Origin of the sequence: Corynebacterium bovis DSM 20582 = CIP 54.80 (assembly GCF_030408615.1) — a bacterium.
In the GTDB taxonomy this organism is placed as follows: domain Bacteria; phylum Actinomycetota; class Actinomycetes; order Mycobacteriales; family Mycobacteriaceae; genus Corynebacterium; species Corynebacterium bovis.
Genome location: NZ_CP047187.1, coordinates 816,473 through 837,786, shown reverse-complemented (window position 1 = coordinate 837,786; position 21,314 = coordinate 816,473). Strand labels below are relative to the sequence as shown.

Genomic DNA, 21,314 nt, shown 5'->3' with positions numbered 1-21,314 from the left:
CGCGGCCGGCGCCGCTCCCCCTGCTCCCCCGGGCCGGCCGGCTCAGCTCCCGCCGGACGCCGCGTCCCCCGCGGCGGGCTCCCCGACCGCGTCCACCTCGGCGAGCTGCGGCCACTTCAGCACGAAGGCCAGCGCGAGGACGACGACCGCGACGATGGTCGCGGCGATGCCGAAGCCCGTCGTCACCCCGGCGATGACGGCGATCGGGGCGAGGATCGTCAGCCCGATCTCGAAGGGGGCGTAGCCGACGTAGGCCACGCCGAACTCCTCGAGGGTGCCGGACTTCATGCGCGGGTCGACGATCTTGAGGATCGCGATGGCCGTCGCGACCGACGCGGTCGCCCAGCCCCAGCCGAAGATCGCCCGCTCGATCCACTGGTGCCCGAACATCTTCGGGGCGACGAGGAAGAACAGCAGCAGGCAGTAGACGACGCCGACGATGAAGAGGATGAGCAGCGGCACCGCGTAGGCGGCGACGACCGTCGGGACGATCGAGGCCACGCCGAACGCGACGAGGTAGTCCGTCGACCCGCCCGACAGCGACCCCATGAGGTCCCGGTCGATGTAGCCGGGGTTCTTCACGAGGTGGAGGACACCGAGGCCGATGAGCCCGATGACGAAGGCCATCGCGAACAGCGGGATCGAGACCGACGGGAACAGGGAGTTGATCCCCTGGCACACGAGGTAGGCCACGAAGACGGTCACCGCGATGACCGAGACGTGGAGGGCGACCGGTTCGATCGACGACGGGTTCGTCGTCGCCTTCCCGACGCTCGGCCGCTGCCCCGGCAGGGAGATCAGGCCGGTGCGCAGGTCCCGGGGCAGCCGGGAGAACTCCGGCAGCTGGGCCGTGCGCCCCGTCGCCGACCCCCACTTCGCGAAGATGATCCCGCCGACGATCGCGGCGAGCGTGCCCACCGTCGCGGAGGTGAAGCCGAGGGTCATCGCGGCGTCGCCGCCGGCCTGCTGGAGGGAGCCGCCGACCGCGGCGGCCGTGCCGAACCCGCCGACGAAGCCGACGGGCAGCATCATGCCGAACCAGTCGGGCGTGCCCCACACCGACCCGAGGACGATGATGCCGAAGAGCGTGAAGATGCCCCACTGGCCGACGTACATGCCGACCGAGTACGACCACATCGTCCGCGCGCCCCGCCGGACGCGGGGGTTGAACTCCATGGAGTAGGGCATGGCCCCGAAGACGACGGCGATGAGGATCGACGAGTAGGTCCCCAGCTGGTCACTGAAGTGGATCAGTCCGAGCCCCTCGGGGCCGAGGGCCAGGCCGAGGAGCCCGGCGGTGATCGGGGCCGGGATCATGAGCGTCTGGAACAGCGGAATGAACCGGCGCAGGAGGTTCCCGACGACGAGCAACGCGGAGATCCAGCCGACGTCGACGAGAATGCTGTACGGGGTGAATGTGTCTCCCACCTGACCACAACCTCTTTTCTTCTCCGTTCCCGGGTCCGGGAACTCGACCGGATGATGGTAACCGTTTTGATACGGGTGTGCCTCATCCCTCGTCCCGCGACGACATGTGGCGGCTGTCACCCCATGTCAGCCGCGTGACTCATGCGCGCCACTCCCGGCCGGGCACCCCCGGCCCCCCGTCCCCGCGCCCGTCCCCCGCTCAGGCGAGGAGGTCCCGCCCGGTCCCCCGTCGGGGTCGGGGGAGGTCGACGCCGCCCCGCGCCCGCGCCCGCTGTCCCCCGTCCCCCGGTCAGGCGAGGAGGTCCCGCCACACGGCCGGGTCAACGTCCGCGACGTCCGCCGGCCGGAACGACGGCTCGTGGTCCTTGTCCACGAGCACCGCCCGCACCCCCTCGACGAAGTTCGGCTGCCGGCGCAGCGCGCAGCCCACCGCGTACTCGGCGTCGAGCGCCCCGCGCAGCGTCGACCGGGCGGACCGGCGGACGAGCTCGGTCGTCGCGACGAGGGACGTCGGGTTCGCCGGGGCGAGGAGCGACCGGACCTCGTCGGCGAACGGCCCGGTGGCGGCGTCGATCCGCGCGGCGACCTCGGCCCACTCCCCGGACCCGAAGGTCTCCCCGATCCACCCCAGGTGCGCGGCGAGCGGAACGTCCCCTGTACCGACACCCGGTCCGGACCCCGACCCGGACCCGCTCCCGGACCCCGCCCCGGCACCGGCGACCGTGCGCGCGTCGGCGAGGGCGGCGTCGACCCCCTCGGCGATGACCCGGTCGGCGACCTGCTCCGCCGTGCCCTCGGGGACGAGGTGCGTCGCCAGGCCGGACCACAGCATCTCCTCCGCCGACTGCCGGTACCCCGTGACCGCCAGGAACAGCGCCAGCGCCGGCGACGGCCCCGGCGCGACGCCGTCCCCGCCCGCGTGCCGCAGGTGGGACAGGACGTGGGTCATGCCGACGTCGGTGACGAAGCCGATGGCCATCTCCGGCATGGACGCCCACGCCGACGGGGTGACGACGCGGTGCGAGCCGTGGGCGGCGATGCCCAGGCCACCGCCCATGACGAGGCCGTCGATGAGGGCGACGACCGGCTTCGGGTACTCCGCGAGGGTGGCGTTGAGGTCGTACTCCTCGCGGAAGAAGGAGTCCGGGGTGGCGTGGTCGTCGTCGGCGTCGCGGCCGGCGGCCCAGCGGACGTCGCCCCCGGCGCAGAAGGCCTTCGGGGACGTCGACCGGATGAGGACCGTCGTCACGGCCGGGTCGTCCCGCCACGCGGCGAGCGCGTCGGCGATGCCGGTGACCATCGGGTGCGTCAGGGAGTTGAGGGCCCGGGGCCGGTCGAGGTCGATGACGCCGGCGACCCCCTCGGTGTACACGGTGAGGTCGTCGGTCGGTGTGGTGATGTCGGTGCGGTGGGTCATGCCGTCCAGTCTGTCACCGGAACGACGCCGCCCGCCACGGAACCGGGCCGGGCGCCGGGGGGCGGGTGTGGGGGCACGGTCGGCGGGCGGGCGGGGTGGCGCGGGCGGACGGGGTGGCGCGGGCGGGCGGGGTGGCGCGGGCGGGCGGGGTGGCGCGGGCGGGCGGGGCCTACTTCCCGTTCTTCCCGTTCTTCCCGCTCTTGCCGTTCTTCCCGGCCTTGCCGTTCTTGCCGTTCTTGCCGGCCTTGGCGTTCTTGCCGTTCCCGCCCGCCTTGGCACTCTTCCCGGCCTCGGCGCTCGTCTTCCCGGCCCTGCCGCCGCCGGACGGGTGCTTCTCCAGCGCGGCGGCGACGTCCGGCACGTACCTGAAATCCGTCCGCGGCGGGCGCTGGTACGTGGACGTCTCCTCCGGCCGCTCGGGGATCTCCGGCGGGGTGTGCTCCACCCGTTCCCACGGGATCGACGCGAGCAGGTGCGTGATGACGTTGATCCGGGAGCGCTTCTTGTCCTCGCTCTCCACCGTGAACCACGGCGCGGACGGGGTGTCGGTGTGGACGAACATCTCGTCCTTCGCCCGGGAGTAGTCCTCCCACCGGGTGATCGACTGGAGGTCCATCGGCGAGAGCTTCCACTGCCGCAGCGGGTCGTCCCGGCGCGAGGTGAACCGGCGGATCTGCTCCTCGTCGGACACGGAGAACCAGTACTTGCGCAGGAGGATGCCGTCCTCGACGAGCAGCCGCTCCACGATCGGCGCCTGGTGGAGGAAACGGCGGTACTCCTGGGACGTGCAGAACCCCATCACCCGTTCGACACCCGCGCGGTTGTACCAGGAGCGGTCGAAGATGACGATCTCGCCGGCGGTCGGCAGCTTCTCGATGTACCGCTGGAAGTACCACTGCCCCTGCTCCCGCGAGTTCGGTGCCGGCAGCGCCTCGACCCGGCAGTACCGGGGGTTGAGGTACTGGGTGATCCGCTTGATCGCCGAGCCCTTGCCGGCGGCGTCACGGCCCTCCATGATGACGACGACCCGCGCGCCGGTCTCCCGGACCCACTGCTGCATCTCGACGAGCTCCGCCTGGAGGCGGCGGAGCTCCTTCTCGTAGGCGGCCTTCCGCAGCTTCGGCGGGCGGGTCCCCGCCGTGGGCGACGGGGCGGTCGACGGGCCCGGACCTGCGGCGGTGCGCTTGTCCGGCGTGGAGGCCCCGTCCGCGTCCGGGGCGGGGGGCGTGGGCGACGTGTGCTGTGGGGACATCCCCTCATCGTAGGCGGCGGCCCGCCGCGGGCCGGCACCCGGACACGCAGCTGTGCTGCACGTCACGCCCGGTCGGGGGCCGGTGGGACCGGCGGCGTCACGCCCGGTCGGGGCGGGTCAGCACTCCGGGACGTTGACGGCGACGTTCTTCGCCAGGCCGCCGCCCGCGGTCTCCTTGTACCGGTCGGACATGTCCGCCCCGGTCTGCCGCATCGTCTCGATGACCTCGTCGAGGGACACCCGGTGCGTGCCGTCACCCCGCAACGCCATCTTCGCGGCGTTGATCGCCTTCCCGGCGGAGATCGCGTTGCGCTCGATGCACGGCACCTGGACCAGGCCGCTGATCGGATCGCACGTCAGGCCGAGCGAGTGCTCCATCGCGATCTCCGCGGCGTTGCACACCTGCCGGGGCGTCCCGCCGAGCACCTCGGCGAGCCCGGCGGCCGCCATCGACGCCGCCGACCCGACCTCCCCCTGGCAGCCGACCTCCGCGCCGGAGATGCTCGCCCGCTCCTTGTACAGCGAGCCCACCGCGCCCGCGGCGAGGAGGAACCGGCGGGTCACCTCGCGGGGGTCGGCGCGGCCGGCGGGGGTGAACTCCCGGGCGTAGAACATCACGGCGGGGATGATCCCGGCCGCCCCGTTCGTCGGCGCGGTGACCACGCGCCCGCCGGCGGCGTTCTCCTCGTTCACGGCGAGGGCGACGAGGTTCACCCAGTCCTCCGAGAACTCCGCGGTGCGGTGCGGGTCCTCCTCCATGAGCTGGTCGTACCAGCGCTTCGCCCGGCGCCGGACGAGCAGGCCGCCGGGGAGGACGCCGTCGCTGCTCACCCCGCGCTTCGTGCAGTCGTCCATCGCCTGGGCGATCTCGTCGAGCGCGTGGTCGATCGCCGCGTCGTCCCGGACGGACCGTTCGCAGGCGCGCTGCACCGCGGAGATCGCGGCGTCGTTCTCCTCGGCACGGGTGATGAGCTCCTCCCCGGAGGAGAACAGCCACTCCCCGTGGAGCTCGTCGAGCGCGGGCACCTCGTCCTCGGTGCGGATGAACCCGCCGCCGATGGAGTAGTAGGTCCGCTTGAACTCGCCGCCGTCGCGGGTGGCGCCGACGAACGTCACCGCGTTGGTGTGAATGGTCCGCACGACGGCCGGACGCAGGATGATGTCCTCGAAACCGCAGGTCACGGGCGTGTCCGCGTCGCCGGCGAGGCGGATCTCGCGGCTGGAGCGGATCTCCCGGAGGCGGTCGTCCATGATGTCGGGGTCGACGGTCTGCGGATCGGCCCCGTCGAGCCCCAGCAGGCACGCCCCGAGGGTGCCGTGACCGGCGCCCGTCGCGGCGAGCGAACCGTACAGGATGACGCTCACCCCGGGGCCGCGGGTGACGACGCCGGCGACGCGGCCCGTCCCCGGCGTCACCTCCCCCTCGCCGGTGCCGGTGGGCGTGCTGGTGCTGTCGCCGTTCCCGCCGGTGCCGGTGCCGTCGCCGCCACCGGAGGTGTCACCGGCCGTGCCGTCCGTGCCTTCCATGCCGTCCGTGCCGTCCGCGCCGTCCCCGCGGTTCGGCGTCGCACCCGACCGCAGGACCTCCCGGTACTCACGGGCGAAGGTGAGGCCCGCGAGCATCGGACCGACGGTGTGCGAGCTCGACGGCCCCACCCCGATCTTGAACATGTCGAAGACACTGACGGTCATGCTGAACTCCCTGTGACGGACGTCGGTACGGTTTCACGACTGGATGCGGCCCCCGCCGCCCGGGTCGGGCGACGCGGCCGGGACAGGTCCCCCCTGCCGGCCACCCGGTGCCCTGGTCGGGCGACGTGGCCGGGACAGCCCCCCTCCACCGGTCACCCGGTGGTGCCGGCGGTGCCGGCCGGGCAGGTCACTCGACGGAGAACTCCGACATGCGGTCCCAGCCGGTCTTGCCCTCGATGGTGGTGTTGATGATCTCCGGGGTCTCCGTGAGGAGCGTGGGGAACATCTCGCAGGCCTTCTTGAAGTGCTCGCCGTTGACGTGCGCCTCGGCGGCGTCCTCCTCGAAGGCCTCGACGAGGAAGTACTCCGCGGGGTTGTCGGTGTTGCGGAACCACTCGAACCAGAGGCAGCCGGGCTCGGAGCGCGTGGCGTCGGTGAACTCCGCGACCTTCTCACGGAAGGTCTCGACGTACTCCGGCAGCGGCTTGAACTTCACGTTGATGAGAATCATGGGGGCCAGTGTACTCGCGGACCCGCTGCTCGATCAGCGCAGCTCACGGGCACCTTCAGGGCCGGGGCAAGCCGGGGCGGGCGGGCCGGGCGGACAGGCCGCCGGGCCCGGGGACGCCGAACGGGCCGGGCGGGTCACCCGTTGTCGACGCCGAGCTCCTTCTCCGGGCCCTGCGTCGCCATCGCCCGGTCCAGTTCGTCGCGCAGCCGGTCGAGGTCGTCGACGGACACGGCGTCGTCCCGGTCGATCGCCGCCAGGCCGTCGATGACCGTCGACCCGTAGTTGTGGCCGTGGCCGTTCGGCACGTTCGCCGCCATCGGCAGGTCGAGGCTGACCTGCCAGAACGTGACGAAGGGCATCCACCGCATCGACGGGGAGCGGTCGAAGCCCGCCGGTTCGCGCAGCCAGTCCGGCCGTTCGACGAGCAGCGACGGCGACCACCACACCACGGGGTCGGACGGGTGCTGGACGTACAGCACCCGCGCCCCGCTCCACGGCAGGATCGACGGGTCGCTCCGGCGCCGCAACCACCGGTCGATGACGTCCCGGTTCTGGGCGAACCGCACGGTCAGCCCGCCGGAGTACTCCGGCTGCACCTCCGGCGACCCGGGGTCGCGGCGTTCGACGAGCTCGCTGTGCAGCTGGTTGAAGTTCGGCGGGCCCATCCACAGCACCCCGTCGACCGAGGAGGCGATGTCCCGCAGCCCGGAGAACGCCCCCTCCCCGGCCGTGGTCCCCAGTGACTCGCCGTAGACGTAGATCCGGGGCCGGTGGTCGGCGGGGAGGGTGTGCCACCAGTCGACGACGGCGGTGACGAGCGCGCGGCCGGCCTCGCGGATCTCCTCCTTGTCGGAGAGGAACTGCACCGCCGACGGCAGGTACGAGTACTGGGCCGCGGCGATGGCCGTGTCGCCGTCGTGCATGAGCTCGAAGGCCTGCGCGGCGGTCGGGTTGACCCAGCCGGTGCCGGTCGTCGGCACGACCATGAGGGCCTTCCGGTCGGCCGCGTGGGTCCGCACGAGTTCACGGACGACGGAGTCCGCCCGTTCGGTGTCGTCGTCCCCGTCGTCGAGCCCCGCGTAGACCCGGATCGGCTCCTTCGCGGGCCGGCCCGTGAGCTCCTCGAGCTCGTCCCGGTACAACCCGAGGGCCGTGAACCGGGTGCCGTACGCGCCGAGCCCCGTCCACTCGTTCGGGGAGCCCGGGCCGCCGGAGCGTTCCGTGACGTGGGGGCGGACGAGATCGGGGCGGACCTCGTCGTTCCTCACCGAGAACACCCGCTCCGAGACCCGCACCACCGTGCCGGGGATGACCTGGTCCACGACGAGCACCGCGAGGACGGCCGCCGTGCCCCACGACACGAGGAGGCGCGTCGACGTGTGCTTCGCCGTGCCGGGGACAGCGTCGGCCGCCTTCGACCCGAGCCAGATGAACAGCCGGCCGACGACGACGAGCACCGCCCAGATGACGAGCCCGACGGGCAGCACGAGGAGGAACTGCGCCGGGGTGTACGCCCGCGCGCCCATGATCCCGGCGAGCTCCCGCTGCCAACGCACCGCGTAGAGCACCCACACGAGCAGCGCGACGACGATGACCCCGCCGAGCGCGCCCTCCGCCCACATCCGCCAGCGGCGGGACAGGTGCGGTCGACGCGGCAGGCCCGGTCGGCGCCGGCCGGAGCGTCCACCGGCGGCGTCACCGGGGCTCCCACCGGCACGCTCACCGGCGCTCCCCCCGGAGCCACCCGTCGCCGCGGCGGCGCCGACGCGGCCGCTGCCGGACACCGGGGTCGTGAGGAACGAGCCGATCCACCGGTCCGCCGCCCCGCGGGTGTCGGCCAGCCACGGGCTCACCGCCCCGAGGACGATCCGGCCGAGCCACAGGTCCCACTGCACGTGCACGAGCACGCCGACGCCGTACCACGTCGCCGCGGTGAGACCGCAGGCCACGCCCTGGAACAGCCAGTCGCGGGGCAGCAGCGACGGCGTGAGGGCCAGGGCGAACCCGAGGCCGCCGAGGATGAGGCCCCACGGGTCGAGGCGGAACCGCTCCCACGTGGACTCCAGCCGGTCGACGACGCCGCGCCGGCCACGGACGGGGCGGGCGGTGCCCCGGGCGGACCCACGGGTCGTGCCCCGGGCCGCCCCCCGCCCGGCCGCCGGCGCGGCGGCCCCTGCGGTCCCGGCGGCCCCGGCACCCCGGCCGGCCCCGACGGGCGTCCTGTCATCCACGGGCGCTCTCCTTCCGCTCCGCGATCTCCAGCCAGCGGGTCTCCAGCTCGTCGTGTTCGGAGCGGAGGTCCTTCAGCCGGGCGTCGAGCTCAGCGAGGCGCGCGGTGTCCACGCCCTCCGCCGCCTGGGCGACCTCGGCCATCTCCGCGGTGACGGTGTCGACGGCCGCCGCGGTCTTCGTCATGCGCCGTTCGACGGCGTTGAGCTCCTTCTGCAGCTCCCGGTCCTCCCGGGCGCTCAGGCCCCCGGACCCGGACCCCGACCCGGAGCCGGCACCGCCACCGTCGCCGGCGGCCCCGGCACCCGACCCGGCCCCCGCACCACCGGCGGCCGGGCGTTCCGCCCCGGTGGGGTCGTCGTTCCCGATGGCCATCGTGTTGCCGCCCCCGGTGCCGCCCCGGCCCTCCGCCTCGGCGACGGCGCGCCGCCGGTCGAGGTACTGGGTGATGCCGCCGGGCAGGTTCGTCACGCGGCCGTCGCCGAACAGCGCCCACGTGGAGTCGCAGACCCGTTCGATGAGGTAGCGGTCGTGGGAGATGACGACGAGCGTGCCCGGCCAGCCGTCGAGGAGGTCCTCGAGCTCCTGGAGGGTGTCGATGTCGAGGTCGTTCGTCGGCTCGTCGAGGAGCAGCAGGTTCGGCTCGGCCATGAGCACGCGCGTGAGCTGGAGGCGCCGGCGTTCCCCGCCGGAGAGGTCGCCGACGCGGGTGCGCTGGCGCTTCGGGGAGAACCCGAGGCGTTCGGCGAGCTGGGAGGCGGTGAGGTCCCGGTCGCCGAGGGTCACCCGGCCGGCGACGTCCTCGACGGCGTCGATGAGCCGCCGTTCCGGGTCGAGGTCGTCGAGCTCCTGGCGCAACCAGCCGAGCCGCACGGTCCGGCCCTCGATCCGCCGGCCGGCGTCGAGCGGGTGCTCCCCGGCGAGGGTGCGCAGCAGGGTGGTCTTGCCGGACCCGTTGACGCCGACGAGGCCGATGCGCTCCCCGGGGCCGAGCCGCCACGTGAGGTCGTGGACGAGTTCGCGCCCGTCCGGGGCGGAGATCGTCGCGTCCTCGAGGTCGACGACCTTCTTGCCCTGGCGGCGGGCGGAGAACCGCATGAGCTCCACGCTGTCGCGCACGGGCGGGACGTCGGAGATGACCGCCTCGGCGGCCTCGATGCGGTACCGGGGCTTGGAGGTGCGCGCCGGGGCGCCGCGGCGCAGCCAGGCCAGTTCCTTCCGGGCGAGGTTGCGGCGGCGCTGTTCGACCGCGTCGGCCTGGCGGGAGCGTTCGGCCCGGGCGAAGGTCCAGTCGTTGTAGCCGCCGTCGTAGACGTCGACGGCGCCGTCGTGGACCTCCCACGTCGTCGTCGCGACGGTGTCGAGGAACCACCGGTCGTGGGTGACGACGACGAGGGCGCAGCGCCGGGCGAGGAGGTGGTCGGCGAGCCACTGCACGCCCTCGACGTCGAGGTGGTTCGTCGGCTCGTCGAGGATGAGCAGGTCGACGTCGCGGACGAGGGCGGTGGCGAGGCCCACGCGGCGTCGTTCCCCGCCGGACAGGTCGGTGACGGGGGTCTCCAGGCCGAGGTCGTCGATCCCGAGGCCGTGGAGGACGCTGCGGGTGCGGGGGTTCGACGCCCACTCGTACGTCTCCAGCCCGAGCGGGGTGAGGATGACCCCGCCGACGGTCGACCCGGTCATCTCGCTGTCCTGGGCGACGGTCGCCATGCGCAGCTCGTTGTTGTGGGACACCCGCCCGGAGTCCGGGGTGTCCGCGCCGGAGAGGATGCTGAGCAGCGTCGACTTGCCGCCGCCGTTGAGGCCGACGACGCCGATCCGGTCGCCGCTGCCGACGCCGAGGCTCACCCCGTCGAGGAGGGTCTTCAGCCCGTGGCTCTTCGACACGTTCTCGAGGTTCAGCAGGTTCACCATCGTGGAGGGGGTCCTCTCGGTCGTCAGGGGGCGGGGGTCGGGATCAGGGTCGGGCCCGGGGTCAGGGTCGGGGGTCCGGCCGGGGTCGGGGCGGGGTCAGGGCTGCGGGGGGACGACGCGGCCCGGCGCCGTCCACCCACCGCCGCGGTCGAGCCGGGCACCGTGGGGGGACGACGCGGTGACCGTCGTCGACCCGACGTGCCCGGCCGCGGCGGTGGCCGTCGCGACCTCGACGGCGTGGGCGTGGTCGCGGCACAGCATCGCGACCGTCGGCCCGGACCCGGAGACGAGCGCGGCGAGGGCCCCGGCCTCGTCGGCGGCGAGGAGGGTGCGCCGCAGCCCCGGCATCATGCTCACCGCCGCGGGCTGCAGGTCGTTGACGAGTGTCGGGGCGAGCGCCGCCGGGTCACCCGTGAGCAGCGCCCGTTCGAGGTCGTGCGGGTCCCCGGCGCGGACGTCGGGGCGCACCCCGGTGGCGGCGTCGGCCCGCAACCGGTCGAGCCGGGCGAAGACCTCGGCCGTGGACAGGCCCGTCGAGTCGAAGGCGAGGGCCCAGTGCGCGGTGCCCCGGGACATCAGCGGGATGAGCTGCTCGCCCCGGCCGGTGCCGAGCGCCGTCCCCCCGAGCAGGCAGAACGGCACGTCCGCGCCGAGCTCCGCGCCGAGGGTGCGCAGCATCTCCCCGTCGAGGTCGGGGGCCCGGTCCCGGTCCGCCGGCGGCGTCACGAGGCGGAGGAGTTCACGGGTGGCGACGAGCGCCGCCGCCGCGTCGGCGGATCCGCCGGCCATGCCGCCGGCGACGGGCACGCCCTTGTCGATGTGGACGGCGACCCGCGGGACGTCGGCGACCCCGCCGTGGGTGAGCCAGTGCCGGACCAGCAGGTCGACGGCGCGGACGGCGAGGTTCGACGCGTCGCGCGGGACGAGGTGCGCGTCCGGCCCGGACACGGTGACCTCCTCGACGACGGACGCGTCCGGGGCGGCCGACGCCCCACCCGCCGGCGCGGGGGCGACCGGGGTGACGGTGACCCGTTCGGTGAGGTCGACGGCCTGGAAGACGGTGACGAGGTCGTGGTACCCGTCCGGGCGGACGTCCCCGACGCCGAGGTGGAGGTTGACCTTGCCCTGGGCGAGGGCGCTCACACCGGACGCCGGGCCGCCGGTCGCCCCGGTCCCCCGGGCCGCGTGCCCGCTCCCGCCGCCGCTCACCGGGTCCCCTCCGACCCCGGGGGGAGCGTCCCGCCGGCCGCCACGGTGTCGTTGACGGCGGTGGCGAGGCGCACGAAGTCGCGCGTGGACAGCCGCTCCCCGCGTTCACCGGGGGCGATGCCCGCGGCGGTCAGCGCGGCCTCCGCGGCGGGGCCGGACCCGAAGTACCGGCTCAACGCCGCGCGGAGGGTCTTCCGGCGCTGGAGGAAGGCGGCGTCGGTGAGGTCGAAGACCGTCCGCCGCAGCCGGGCGTCGTCCGGCCACGGGCGGTCGTCGTCGGTGTACCGGTCGATACGCACGAGCCCGGAGTCGACCTTCGGCGCCGGCCAGAACACGTTCGTCCCCACGGTCCCGGCCTTGGACACGGCGCCGTGGAACCCGGCCTTGACGCTCGGCACCCCGTAGATCTTCGAGCCCGGCGCGGCGGCGAGCCGGTCGGCGACCTCGAGCTGGACCATGACGAGCACGCGGGTGACCGTCGGGAACTCCTCGAGGATGTGGAGCAGCACGGGCACGGACACGTTGTACGGGAGGTTCGCGACGAGGGCCGTCGGGGCGGGGGCCCCGGCGGCCGCGAGGTCCGCGCGGGTGACGCGGAGGGCGTCCGCCACGACCGTACGGAGGTTCCCGACGTGGTCGGGGGCGCGGTCGGCGACGGTCGCGGGCAGGCGGCCGGCGAGGCGCTCGTCGATCTCGACGGCCGTCACGTCCGCGCCGACGTCGAGCACGGCGAGGGTGAGGGAGCCGAGGCCCGGGCCGACCTCCATCACGTGGTCGTCCGGGCCGACGCCGGCCGCGGCGACGATGCGGCGGACGGTGTTCGGGTCGACGACGAAGTTCTGCCCCAGCTTCTTCGTCGGTGTCACGTCGAGCTCGGTGGCGAGGGCCCGGATCTCCGCGGGTCCGAGGAGACGGACCGGGCGGCGTCCGTGGCGGCCGTCACGTCCCTCCGGGTGGTCCGGGTGCCCCTGGTCGGCGGTCGCGGAATCTGTCACGTGTCGAGGATACAGGGTGCGCCGGACAGCCCCCTAACCCCGCGCGGGACGCCGGCCCGCCCCGCCGCCGGGGTCACGGTGGCCCGGCCCGCCCCACCGACGGGGTCAGAGTGTCGCGCGGGCGAGGACCGGCCCCGTCGGCGCGGGACTACCGGCGGCCGGCTCGACGGTGAGGACGACCTGCACGGTGTCCCCGGGCAGGGGCATCCACACCCCGTCGTGCGGCGCCTGGTCGATGACGCCGGCGGAGCGGGCCCGTCCGTCGGACCCCACCGACCACACCTGGGCGCCCATGCCGTCGTCGAGGGCGGGCCGGCCGTCGACCATCGCCCCGCCCTTGCCCATCGCCCCGGACACGACGACGTCGAGCTCCGCGCCCGAGGCGTCGAGCTCCGCGCTGCGCGCGTCCGTCGCACCCATGATGGCGTGCATCTCCTCCGGGCCCTGCCCGCCGGCGGGGTGACCGGCGTGCTCCCCGGCACCGGGTGCGGCGTCGACCGCGGTGGCCGGCGACGGGGTGCCCGACGGGCGGGCGACGACGTCCCCCTCCCCCGGCGCCCGGTCACCGCCGCCGACGACGAGCGCACCCGCCCCACCGACGGCGGCGAGCAGCACGACCGCCGCCGCGAGCGCGCCCCACCGGGGCCGGCCCGCGCGACCGGACCCGCGCCGCGGGCGGACGAGAGGGTGGACCGTCGCCTCCCCGGGACGTGCGACCGGGTCCCCGGCCGTCGTCTCCCCCGGCGTCACGGCCGGGGGGAGGGTGCCGTCGTCCCCCTCCCCGGACCCCGCGACCGGCGCGTCCCGGTCGACGTCGGCGACGGCCGCGAGCAGCTCCTCCCGCGCCCCGGGGCGCACCGGGACGGGGGTGACGGTGGTGAGCAGGGGGATCTCGACGTCCGCGAGCGCGGGGTCGGCGTCGACGGCGGCGTCGTACGCGCCCTCGTCGGGGCGGGTGCTGTCAGAGCGTGCCACGGGTGCCCTCCTTTCCGGGGGTCGGGCGGGATGCCGGCTCACCGGTGCCGATGACGGCCCTCAGTTTACGGAGACCGTCCCGGACCCGGGTCTTCGCGGTGCCGAGGGGGACGCCGGTCGCCGCGGCCAGTTCGCTGTGGGTGAGGCCGGCGAAGAACGCGAGGCGGACGGCGGTCCGGTGCGGTTCGCCGAGCGCGTCGAGCGCGTCACGGACGTGCGCGCCGTCGATGTCGCGGACGACCTCGTCCTCGACGGACAGGGGTGACGCGACCCGCTGGAGGGCGGCCTCCCGGTCGTCGCGGTCGAGCGTCGCGAGGTGGGACCGGAGGCGGTCGATCGCCCGGAGCCGGGTCAGGCGGAGGACCCAGCCGCGGGCGCCGCCCCGGCCGGCGTCGTACCGCGGGGCGGTGCGCCACACCTCGATGAAGACCTCCTGCACGACCTCCTCCGCGAGGGTGCGGTCACGCAGGACGGTGCAGGCGACGCCGTTCGCCTGGGGGGCCAGGGCGTCGTAGAGGTCCGCGAAGGCCGCCCGGTCGCCCGAGGCGACCCGCGTGAGCAGCGCGTCGACGGCAGGACGCTCGGGAGTCAGCACACCGGCCGATCCTATGGCACCGCGGCGCACAGGGGAACCCTAGTGCGAATCGGCCGCGGCCGGATCCCCCGCGGGCATGCCGTTCATGTGGTCCGTGCCGCTCATGTGGTCGCCGTGGTCCATGCCGTCCATGTGATCCATGCCGTTCTTGCCGTCCTTGCCCGTCATGCCGTCCATGTGGTCCTTGCCGTCCTTGCCCGTCATGCCGTCCATGTGGTCCTTGCCGTCCATGCCGGTCATGCCGTCCATGTGATCCATGTGGTCCTTGCCGTCCATCCCGGTCATGCCGTCCATGTGGTCCTTCCCGTCCATGTGGTCCATGCCGGTCATGCCCGCCGGGGCCGGGGTCGACGCCGACGACTTCGCCGGGGCCGGGGCCGGGGTCGACGTCGACGTCACCGGCTCCGTGACGGACGCCGGGCTGGTCCCGTCGTCCCCGCACGCCGCGAGCACCGCGGACCCGAGGAGGACGACGCCGGCGACCGCCGCGCTCCGCCGCACCGACGACCGGCCGGTGCGGGACGCGCCCGCCCCGGCGTCACCTCCGCCGGCGGGCCGGGTTCCGGGGGTGGACGCACCGCGACGGATCTGGGGAACACGCATGGGCTACTCCTTCGTTCGTGGGCGACGCCCCGTCGGCGCGCCTCACCCTGTCCTCCGGACCCACGGGGCGGGCGGATTGCCGGGGATCACGGAGCCACCCCCGGACGGGGGCGGACACGCCGGCGGAGTGCGGGGGCGTCGCGCGGCGGGGAGGCGGCGTCGTCCCCTGTCCCGGGCCCTCCGTCCTGGCCCTCCCCGGGCCCTCCACCCGGGCCCCGTGCCCCTCCCCCGTCCCCCGCCCCCGGTCCGCGGCGGCCAATCCGGGTGCGCCCCCGCCCCGGAGGACCTCATGAGCCCGGACGCACCGGGCCCCGCCACCTGCCCCCCCCCCGACGAAAGGACCCCCATGTGGGAACTTGTGCTCATCGGCCTCATCGGCGGCGCCGTCACCGGCGTCTCCCCCTGCATCCTCCCGGTCCTCCCGGTGGTGCTCGTCGTCTCCGGCGGTGACCGACGCCGCCCCTTCGCCGTGGCCCTCGGCATCGCGGTGAGTTTCGCGGCGATCACCCTCCTCGGCACCGTCGTCCTCTCCGCGCTCGGCCTGCCCGGCGGGGTCCTGCGGTGGGTGGGCATCGCCCTGCTCGTCGCCGTCGGCGTGGGCATGATCGTCCCGGCCGTCGGTGAGCTGCTCGAACGGCCGTTCAGCCGGCTGCGGATGCCCGGGTGGATCGACCGCCGCACCCGCACCGGCGGCGGCGCGGGCGGCTTCGGCGTCGGCCTCGCCCTCGGCGCGGTGTACGTGCCGTGCGCCGGGCCCGTCCTCGCCGCCGTGACCGTCGCCGGGGCGACCGGCGACATCGGGTGGGGGACGGTGGCACTCACCGTGGCCTTCGCCGTCGGCGCCTGCTCCCCGCTGCTGTTCTTCGCCCTGGCCGGCAACCGCATCGGCCAGCGGGCGGCGGTCGTGCGCCGGCACCGGACCGCGGTGACGCGGGTCGCCGGGGCGGTCGTCCTGCTCCTCGCCGTCGCGCTCGCCGCGGACGCCCCCGCCCGGCTCCAGCGGGCACTCCCGGACTGGACCGCCGGGGTGCAGCGGGCCTTCACCGACGACGCCGGCGTCCGTCGCGCGCTCGGCCGGGTCACCGGCGGTCACGGTGCGGACGGGGACCCCGGGCAGGGTGGAGCGGAGGGGGGATCGCTCGACGCCTGCCGCAGCGCCTCCCCCGATGAACTGCGTGACTGCGGCCCCGCGCCCGCGTTCCGCGGCCTCGAGGGCTGGTTCAACACCGACGCCCCCGTCGACCCGCGCTCCCCGGGCGGCGGCACCCCCGGCACGGGGCCGGCGCACGTGACCCTCGTCGACTTCTGGGCGTACGCGTGCATCAACTGCCAGCGGGCGAACACCCACCTCACCGCCCTCAGCGACCGGTACCGGGCCCACGGGCTGACGGTCGTCGGCGTCCACGCCCCGGAGTACCCCTTCGAGCAGGAGGCGGGGAACGTCCGCGCGGCCGCCCGGGACGCCGGGATCACCTACCCGGTCGCCCAGGACAACAGCTTCGCGACGTGGCGGGCGTACGGCAACCGGTACTGGCCGGCCCACTACCTCGTCGACCACGCCGGCACGGTCCGCCAGGTCCACGAGGGCGAGGGCGCGTACGCGGAGACGGAACGCCTGGTCCGGGCGCTGATCCGGGAGGCGGACCCGGGGGCGCGGCTGCCCGCGCCCGTCGAACCCGGGGGTGCCGACGGTGACGACGCCGCCCGCGGCGGGGCGACCGGCACATCCGAGGCCGGGGCCGGCACATCCGGCACGGCCGGCACCGGCGGCGCGGACCGCCTGACCGGGGGCCGCAACCCGGAGACCTACCTCGGCGCGGAGCGGTCCCGGTTCCACACCGACCACGGGCACACCGCAGGCACGCACAGCTTCCCCACCGACGTGCCCGAACCGCGTCGACCCCGGTACACCCTCACCGGGGACTGGAGGATCGACGGGCAGTCGGTGACGCCCACCGGCCCCGCCGGGCTGCTGCTCGGGGTCCGGGGTCGGATCGTGCAGGTCGTCGCGTCCGGGTCCGGGACCCTGCGGACGACGCTGCCCGACGGCTCCACGCGGAACATCCCGGTCCCGTCGACGCCCGGGAGCGTGGACCTCGTCTCCGGGCCGACGGTGACGGAGGGGACGCTGCGCCTCGACGTCCCCGAGGGCGTGACACTGTACTCGTTCACCTTCGGCTGAGCGGCGCCGGGCGGTCCCCCTCCCCCGGCGCCCCGCGCGTCACTCCTCCCGGAGGCGCGTCACTCCTCCCGGAGGCGCGGCTCGACCCGGTGGGCGGGGGTGAACCCGGCCTTGTCGGAGTAGAAGTCGCGGATGCGGTCCATGTCGGCGGCGACGTCCCCGGTGAGGCGGAGGGTCGGGCCGAGGCCGGTGGTCATCGTCGTGCGGTCGACGTACCCGAGGATGACCGGCAGGTCGGCCTCGCGGGCGATCCGGTAGAAGCCGGACTTCCAGCGGCTGTGGCCGGACCGGGTGCCGTCGGGGGTGATGACGAGGGCGAAGTGGTCGTCGGTGCGGATGCGCCCGAGGACGTCGTCGATGAGACCACCGGGGTTGTCGCGGTCGACGGGGATGCCGCCGAGGGCGAGCATGAGGGGCCGCATCCAGCCCCGGAACAGGCTGTCCTTGCCCATCCAGTGGACGTGGATGTCCAGCCGCCAGGCGATGGCGAGCATGAGGATGAAGTCCCAGTTCGACGTGTGCGGTGCCCCCACCAGCACGCACGCGCCGTCGGGGGCGGGGCGGGTGCTGAGGGTCCACCGGCTGCAGCGCCCGAAGACACGGGCCACGAGGCGACGGATCATGGTCTCACCGTAGAGCACCCGGGCTGCGCGGGGCACACGGACCCGGCGGGGGTGGGGGTTCGACGCGCCTCTCAGCGACGTCACGCCCCCGGCACCGTCGCCCCCGGCGCGGTGTGCCCCCGATGCAGTGGCTTCCGGCGTGATGTCCCCGGCGCACCCCCGATGCGATGTCCCCCCGGTGCGGAGCCCTCCCCGGGGCGGTCACCCCGGGGAGGTCGGGTCAGCGGATGCCGAGCTTCGACGTGCAGGCGGGCCAGGCACCCCAGCCCTGGGCGGCCTGGACCTTCTCCGCGACGGCGATCTGCTGCTCGCGGGTGGCCATGTACGCCTGCGGCGCGTAGGCGGTGCCGCCGAATGCGGCCCACGTGGACGGGGTGAACTGCAGGCCGCCGTTGAAGCCGTTGCCGGTGTTGATGGCCCAGTTGCCGCCGGACTCGCACTGGGCGATGGAGTCCCACACGCCCCCGTCGGCGACGGCCGGGGCGGCCGCGCCGGTGTTGCCGCCGCCGGTCGTGGTCGTCGCGGTGACGGCGGCGGCCTTCGTGCCGCGCTTGACGACGCGGTCGGCCGGGGCGTCGACCGGGCGGACGCCGACCTCGCGGCGACCGACCTCGCGGCCGTTCTCCTTCTTCACCTCGTAGGTGACCTGCTCCTTGCCCGGGGTGCCGGCCTCGACGACCTGCTCCTCACCGGAGGCGAGCTCGGGGTCCTCGACGACGCGCTCGGACGGGGCGACCTCGCGGTCCTCCTGGACCTGCTCGGTGGTGACCCGCTGGACGTCGATGTGCATGTCGTCCGTCACGGGGGTGTCGGCGGACGGGGTGACGACGTCGTCCGGGCCGAGGTCGGCGCCCCGCATCCGCAGGACGTCGCCGACGGTGCGCGCGGCCATGGAGAGGACGGCGTCCTTGCCGCCGTCGGACAGCGTGAAGTGCTTGAGGGAGGAGATGTCGAGGTTCATGCCGTCGACCGGGATGGCCGCGGAGCCGCTGGAGGACATGATCCGGCCGCTGCCCTCGTAGCCGAGCTGCCGCAGCAGGTCGTCGACCGTCATGGCGGTGGTGTCGACCTGCGTGGACTGGCCGTCGACCGTGAGGCTGACCTGGCGGGTGGAGCGGACCGTGATGGTGCCGTTGTCACCGACGGACTCGCCGAGCCCGGGCGTGACGACGTCCCGGTCACCGACCTGGACACCGGCGTCCTCGAGGACCTTCCGGACGTCGCCGGACATCGTGCTCGCCCGGGTCACCCGGCCGTTGACGTCGAGCGTGACGTCCTTCTGGTTGTTCGCGACGACGACACCGCCGACGACGAGCGTGGCGAGCATGCCGCCGGTGGCGACGCGCAGCGGGACGGACGTGGTCGTGTTGATGCGGTGGAGATGCGACTTCTTCTTCGGGGACACGCAGTACTCTTCTCGTTCTCGGTGACGTGGTCCCCCGTCCCCTGTGGGGGTGACGGCCCGGTGGCCGGTCGCGGACCGGCCGTACCGTGTCCCTCCCGGGTGGGCGCGGCACCTCCGGTGGAACCGGCTGGTGCACACGCCCGGGGTGGACGTGGTGTGGCGTGCGGGGCGGCCGGGAACCGGTCACCCCGCGACAGGACCGTCGGGGACGGGGAATGCGGACGCCGTGGAGGGGCGGGCGCTGGATGTTCCATCACAATACGATAACGATGCCGTGACGTCCAGCTGTCCGCGCAGAAATGTCACGCAGCCCACATTTTCGGGCGCCGCAGCCCGACCAGGCCCGCGACCTGCACGTCACTGGAAGATCAGGAGTCCCGTTGCGTCACACGCGATCACTTTCGTCACGATGAATACATGAGGTAAATAACCGTTACTCCGTCACGCCGGCATTCCCGGCAGCCGGAAGAGTCTCGATTCCATAACACCGACGGGCATTCTCTGTCACCGTCGCGCCGAACTCCTCCGGGTCCTCGTCCCGCACCCCGGCGATGCACCGCGCGGTGTACCCGACGAAGGCCGGCTCGTTCCGCGCCCCGCGGAACGGCTCCGGGGTCATGTAGGGGGCGTCGGTCTCGACGAGGATCTGGCCGGCGGGCGCCACCGCCGCCGCCCGCCGCATCTCCTCGTTCCGCCGGAACGTGACGTTGCCGGCGAAGGACAGCACCCACCCCCGCTCGAGCGCCTGCTCGGCGACCGCGAACGGGGAGGAGAAGCAGTGGAGGATGACGACCGGCGGCCGGGGCGCGTCGTCGAGAATCCGGAGCAGGTCCGCGTCCGCCTCCCGGTTGTGGATCATGAGCGGCTTGCCCACCTGCACCGCGAGGTCGACGTGCCACCGCAACGCCTCCTCCTGCACCTCCAGCGACGGACACCCCGGGTCGTGCTCCAGCCAGTACCGGTCGAGGCCCGTCTCCCCCACCGCCACGCACCGCGGGTCCGCGGCGAGCTCCGTCAGGCGCGCCCGCGCGGCGGCGTCGAGCTCCCCGACGCGCGTCGGGTGGACCGCGCACGCCGCCCACACCCGGTCGTCACTGTGCGCCGCCCGGACGGCGGCCTCCGTCTCCTCCATCCCGTCCCCGACGGTGCACACGCCCCGCACCCCGACGGCGGCCGCGCGGTCCATGACCGCCGTCACCGACGCGGGGTCCGTCGCCCCCGTCGCGGCGAGGTGCGTGTGCGCGTCGAAGAGGCTGCCGAGCGGCTCGGGCGGGACGGGGGTCGGGCGCGGTTTCTTCCGTGACATGCCCCCACCCTAACCGGGGCACCGGACACTCCCCCGCGTTCACCGTCCCGTCACCGAGCCGTCACGACGCCGCACCGCCCCGGTCACGCCCCCGCCACCCGGGTGCACCACACTGGCCCCGACCGCATCCGTCGACCCCCGCACACCCCGGCACCGGCGCCGCCCGGCGCACGCCGCGCACGCCGCGCACGCCGCGCACACCTGCACACCTGCACCGCACCACCCCGCACACCGGCCGACCCGGTCGAGGAGAACCCATGGGACCGTCACCCGTCAGCCCGTCCGCCACCCCCCTCATCGTCTTCGACCTGCCGGGGGTCCTCGTCCCGGCCCCGGACCCGGCGGTGACGCTGGCCACGGTCGTCGCCCGCCACCGGCCCGGGCCGGACGCCGCGACGGCCGCCGCCCTCGCCGCGTCGTACGCCCGCTACCGGGAGAGCTACTGCCTGTCGATGGGGCCGCGGGACTTCGCGACGGCGGTCCTGCGCTCCGCCGGCGTCGAGCCGGACCCGGCGCTCGTCGAGGACCTCATCGCCGACGACACCGCCCGGTGCTCCACCCCGGACCCCGCGACGCTGCGCCTGCTCATGCACCTCCGCGCGACGGGCCGCCCGTACGCGGTCCTCGCCGACGCCCCGCAGCCGGTCGTCGACCGGGTCCGGGCGGCGGACTGGGGCCGGGCGGCGGCCGTGACGTCGTTCTCCGTGGAGCTGCGCTTCACCACGCCGCACCAGGGCGCGTTCCGCCGGTTCGACCGGCAGGTCGCCCTCGCCGGCTTCGACCCGGCGGCGGTCGTGTACTTCGGGTCGGACGAGGCCGCGCTCACCGTCGCCGCCCGGCGCGGCTGGGACGCCCACCGGTGGGAGGGGGTCGACGCCGCCCACCGCGTCCTCACCCCGCCGGCGGGACTCCGGCAGGTCCCCTGACCCTCCCCGGCCCCTGACCCTCCCCGGCCCCGGCCCCCGCCGGGCCCCGGCC

General features: G+C 74.7%; 17 protein-coding genes. 2 read left to right on the top strand and 15 right to left on the bottom strand.

Features of this window, described 5'->3' with window-relative positions:
* Positions 1–42: 42 nt before the first annotated feature.
* The 12 genes from CBOVI_RS03270 to CBOVI_RS03215 all read right to left on the bottom strand — a co-directional run bounded on the left by CBOVI_RS03270 (position 43) and on the right by CBOVI_RS03215 (position 14,820).
* On the bottom strand, positions 43–1,428 hold the full coding sequence (locus CBOVI_RS03270; protein ID WP_125185932.1) for a sodium/glutamate symporter: 1,386 nt from the start codon (positions 1,426–1,428) through the stop codon (positions 43–45).
* Positions 1,429–1,717: 289 nt separating this feature from the next.
* A complete protein-coding gene (locus CBOVI_RS03265) occupies positions 1,718–2,845 on the bottom strand; it encodes a 3-hydroxyisobutyryl-CoA hydrolase (protein WP_010270678.1) in 1,128 nt (375 codons plus the stop codon).
* A 169-nt stretch (positions 2,846–3,014) separates the two neighbouring features.
* Complete coding sequence (gene ppk2 / locus CBOVI_RS03260; RefSeq protein ID WP_010270427.1) at positions 3,015–4,097, bottom strand: polyphosphate kinase 2; 1,083 nt, start codon at positions 4,095–4,097, stop codon at positions 3,015–3,017.
* A gap of 117 nt (positions 4,098–4,214) precedes the next feature.
* Positions 4,215–5,789 (bottom strand): L-serine ammonia-lyase, encoded by a 1,575-nt coding sequence (locus CBOVI_RS03255; RefSeq protein WP_010270424.1) that lies wholly within the window; start codon positions 5,787–5,789, stop codon positions 4,215–4,217.
* A 187-nt stretch (positions 5,790–5,976) separates the two neighbouring features.
* A complete protein-coding gene (locus tag CBOVI_RS03250) occupies positions 5,977–6,300 on the bottom strand; it encodes a putative quinol monooxygenase (RefSeq protein ID WP_010270423.1) in 324 nt (107 codons plus the stop codon).
* Positions 6,301–6,434: 134 nt separating this feature from the next.
* A complete protein-coding gene (locus tag CBOVI_RS03245) occupies positions 6,435–8,531 on the bottom strand; it encodes an alpha/beta hydrolase (RefSeq protein ID WP_125187122.1) in 2,097 nt (698 codons plus the stop codon).
* Positions 8,524–10,443, bottom strand: a complete 1,920-nt coding sequence (locus CBOVI_RS03240) for an ABC-F family ATP-binding cassette domain-containing protein (protein ID WP_125186323.1) — start codon at positions 10,441–10,443, stop codon at positions 8,524–8,526. Before CBOVI_RS03240 ends, CBOVI_RS03245 begins: the two co-directional genes overlap by 8 nt.
* 96 nt (positions 10,444–10,539) lie before the next feature.
* Positions 10,540–11,652 carry a 4-(cytidine 5'-diphospho)-2-C-methyl-D-erythritol kinase gene (locus tag CBOVI_RS03235; RefSeq protein WP_010274211.1) on the bottom strand — a complete coding sequence of 371 codons (1,113 nt, stop codon included), beginning with the start codon at positions 11,650–11,652 and terminating at the stop codon, positions 10,540–10,542.
* Positions 11,649–12,545 carry a 16S rRNA (adenine(1518)-N(6)/adenine(1519)-N(6))-dimethyltransferase RsmA gene (gene rsmA / locus CBOVI_RS03230; protein ID WP_050798284.1) on the bottom strand — a complete coding sequence of 299 codons (897 nt, stop codon included), beginning with the start codon at positions 12,543–12,545 and terminating at the stop codon, positions 11,649–11,651. Before rsmA ends, CBOVI_RS03235 begins: the two co-directional genes overlap by 4 nt.
* Positions 12,546–12,752: 207 nt before the next feature.
* Positions 12,753–13,622, bottom strand: coding sequence for an anti-sigma factor (locus CBOVI_RS03225; protein WP_183273654.1), 870 nt, complete (start codon positions 13,620–13,622; stop codon positions 12,753–12,755).
* Complete coding sequence (locus CBOVI_RS03220) at positions 13,609–14,217, bottom strand: sigma-70 family RNA polymerase sigma factor (RefSeq protein ID WP_010268922.1); 609 nt, start codon at positions 14,215–14,217, stop codon at positions 13,609–13,611. The genes CBOVI_RS03225 and CBOVI_RS03220 overlap by 14 nt, the downstream gene beginning before the upstream one ends.
* Before the next feature lie 39 nt (positions 14,218–14,256).
* The gene (locus CBOVI_RS03215) at positions 14,257–14,820 is read right to left on the bottom strand and encodes a collagen-like domain-containing protein (RefSeq protein WP_183273653.1); all 564 of its coding nucleotides are present in this window, start codon (positions 14,818–14,820) and stop codon (positions 14,257–14,259) included.
* 346 nt (positions 14,821–15,166) lie between these two features.
* Here CBOVI_RS03215 and CBOVI_RS03210 point away from each other — a divergent pair, with 346 nt between their 5' ends.
* On the top strand, positions 15,167–17,002 hold the full coding sequence (locus tag CBOVI_RS03210; protein ID WP_029158047.1) for a cytochrome c biogenesis protein CcdA: 1,836 nt from the start codon (positions 15,167–15,169) through the stop codon (positions 17,000–17,002).
* Between the two features lie 59 nt (positions 17,003–17,061).
* On the opposite strand, the gene CBOVI_RS03205 is transcribed toward CBOVI_RS03210, so the two are convergent.
* The 3 genes from CBOVI_RS03205 to CBOVI_RS03195 all read right to left on the bottom strand — a co-directional run bounded on the left by CBOVI_RS03205 (position 17,062) and on the right by CBOVI_RS03195 (position 20,336).
* Entirely contained in the window at positions 17,062–17,625 is a 564-nt protein-coding gene (locus CBOVI_RS03205) for a 1-acyl-sn-glycerol-3-phosphate acyltransferase (RefSeq protein ID WP_029158046.1), read from the bottom strand.
* Between the two features lie 220 nt (positions 17,626–17,845).
* A complete protein-coding gene (locus CBOVI_RS03200) occupies positions 17,846–19,030 on the bottom strand; it encodes a resuscitation-promoting factor (protein ID WP_010273502.1) in 1,185 nt (394 codons plus the stop codon).
* A gap of 433 nt (positions 19,031–19,463) precedes the next feature.
* Positions 19,464–20,336, bottom strand: coding sequence for a TatD family hydrolase (locus CBOVI_RS03195; RefSeq protein ID WP_010273500.1), 873 nt, complete (start codon positions 20,334–20,336; stop codon positions 19,464–19,466).
* A gap of 257 nt (positions 20,337–20,593) precedes the next feature.
* Between CBOVI_RS03195 and CBOVI_RS03190 the strand changes: the two genes are divergently transcribed.
* Positions 20,594–21,262, top strand: a complete 669-nt coding sequence (locus CBOVI_RS03190; protein ID WP_010273497.1) for an HAD family hydrolase — start codon at positions 20,594–20,596, stop codon at positions 21,260–21,262.
* Positions 21,263–21,314 lie beyond the last annotated feature (52 nt).

Coding starts and splice junctions, on each gene's coding strand:
- CBOVI_RS03265 (WP_010270678.1), bottom strand. CDS start 2,845: ATGACCCACCGCACCGACATCACCACACCGACCGACGACCTCACCGTG.
- ppk2 (WP_010270427.1), bottom strand. CDS start 4,097: ATGTCCCCACAGCACACGTCGCCCACGCCCCCCGCCCCGGACGCGGAC.
- CBOVI_RS03255 (WP_010270424.1), bottom strand. CDS start 5,789: ATGACCGTCAGTGTCTTCGACATGTTCAAGATCGGGGTGGGGCCGTCG.
- CBOVI_RS03250 (WP_010270423.1), bottom strand. CDS start 6,300: ATGATTCTCATCAACGTGAAGTTCAAGCCGCTGCCGGAGTACGTCGAG.
- CBOVI_RS03240 (WP_125186323.1), bottom strand. CDS start 10,443: ATGGTGAACCTGCTGAACCTCGAGAACGTGTCGAAGAGCCACGGGCTG.
- CBOVI_RS03215 (WP_183273653.1), bottom strand. CDS start 14,820: ATGCGTGTTCCCCAGATCCGTCGCGGTGCGTCCACCCCCGGAACCCGG.
- CBOVI_RS03210 (WP_029158047.1), top strand. CDS start 15,167: ATGTGGGAACTTGTGCTCATCGGCCTCATCGGCGGCGCCGTCACCGGC.
- CBOVI_RS03205 (WP_029158046.1), bottom strand. CDS start 17,625: ATGATCCGTCGCCTCGTGGCCCGTGTCTTCGGGCGCTGCAGCCGGTGG.
- CBOVI_RS03195 (WP_010273500.1), bottom strand. CDS start 20,336: ATGTCACGGAAGAAACCGCGCCCGACCCCCGTCCCGCCCGAGCCGCTC.
- CBOVI_RS03190 (WP_010273497.1), top strand. CDS start 20,594: ATGGGACCGTCACCCGTCAGCCCGTCCGCCACCCCCCTCATCGTCTTC.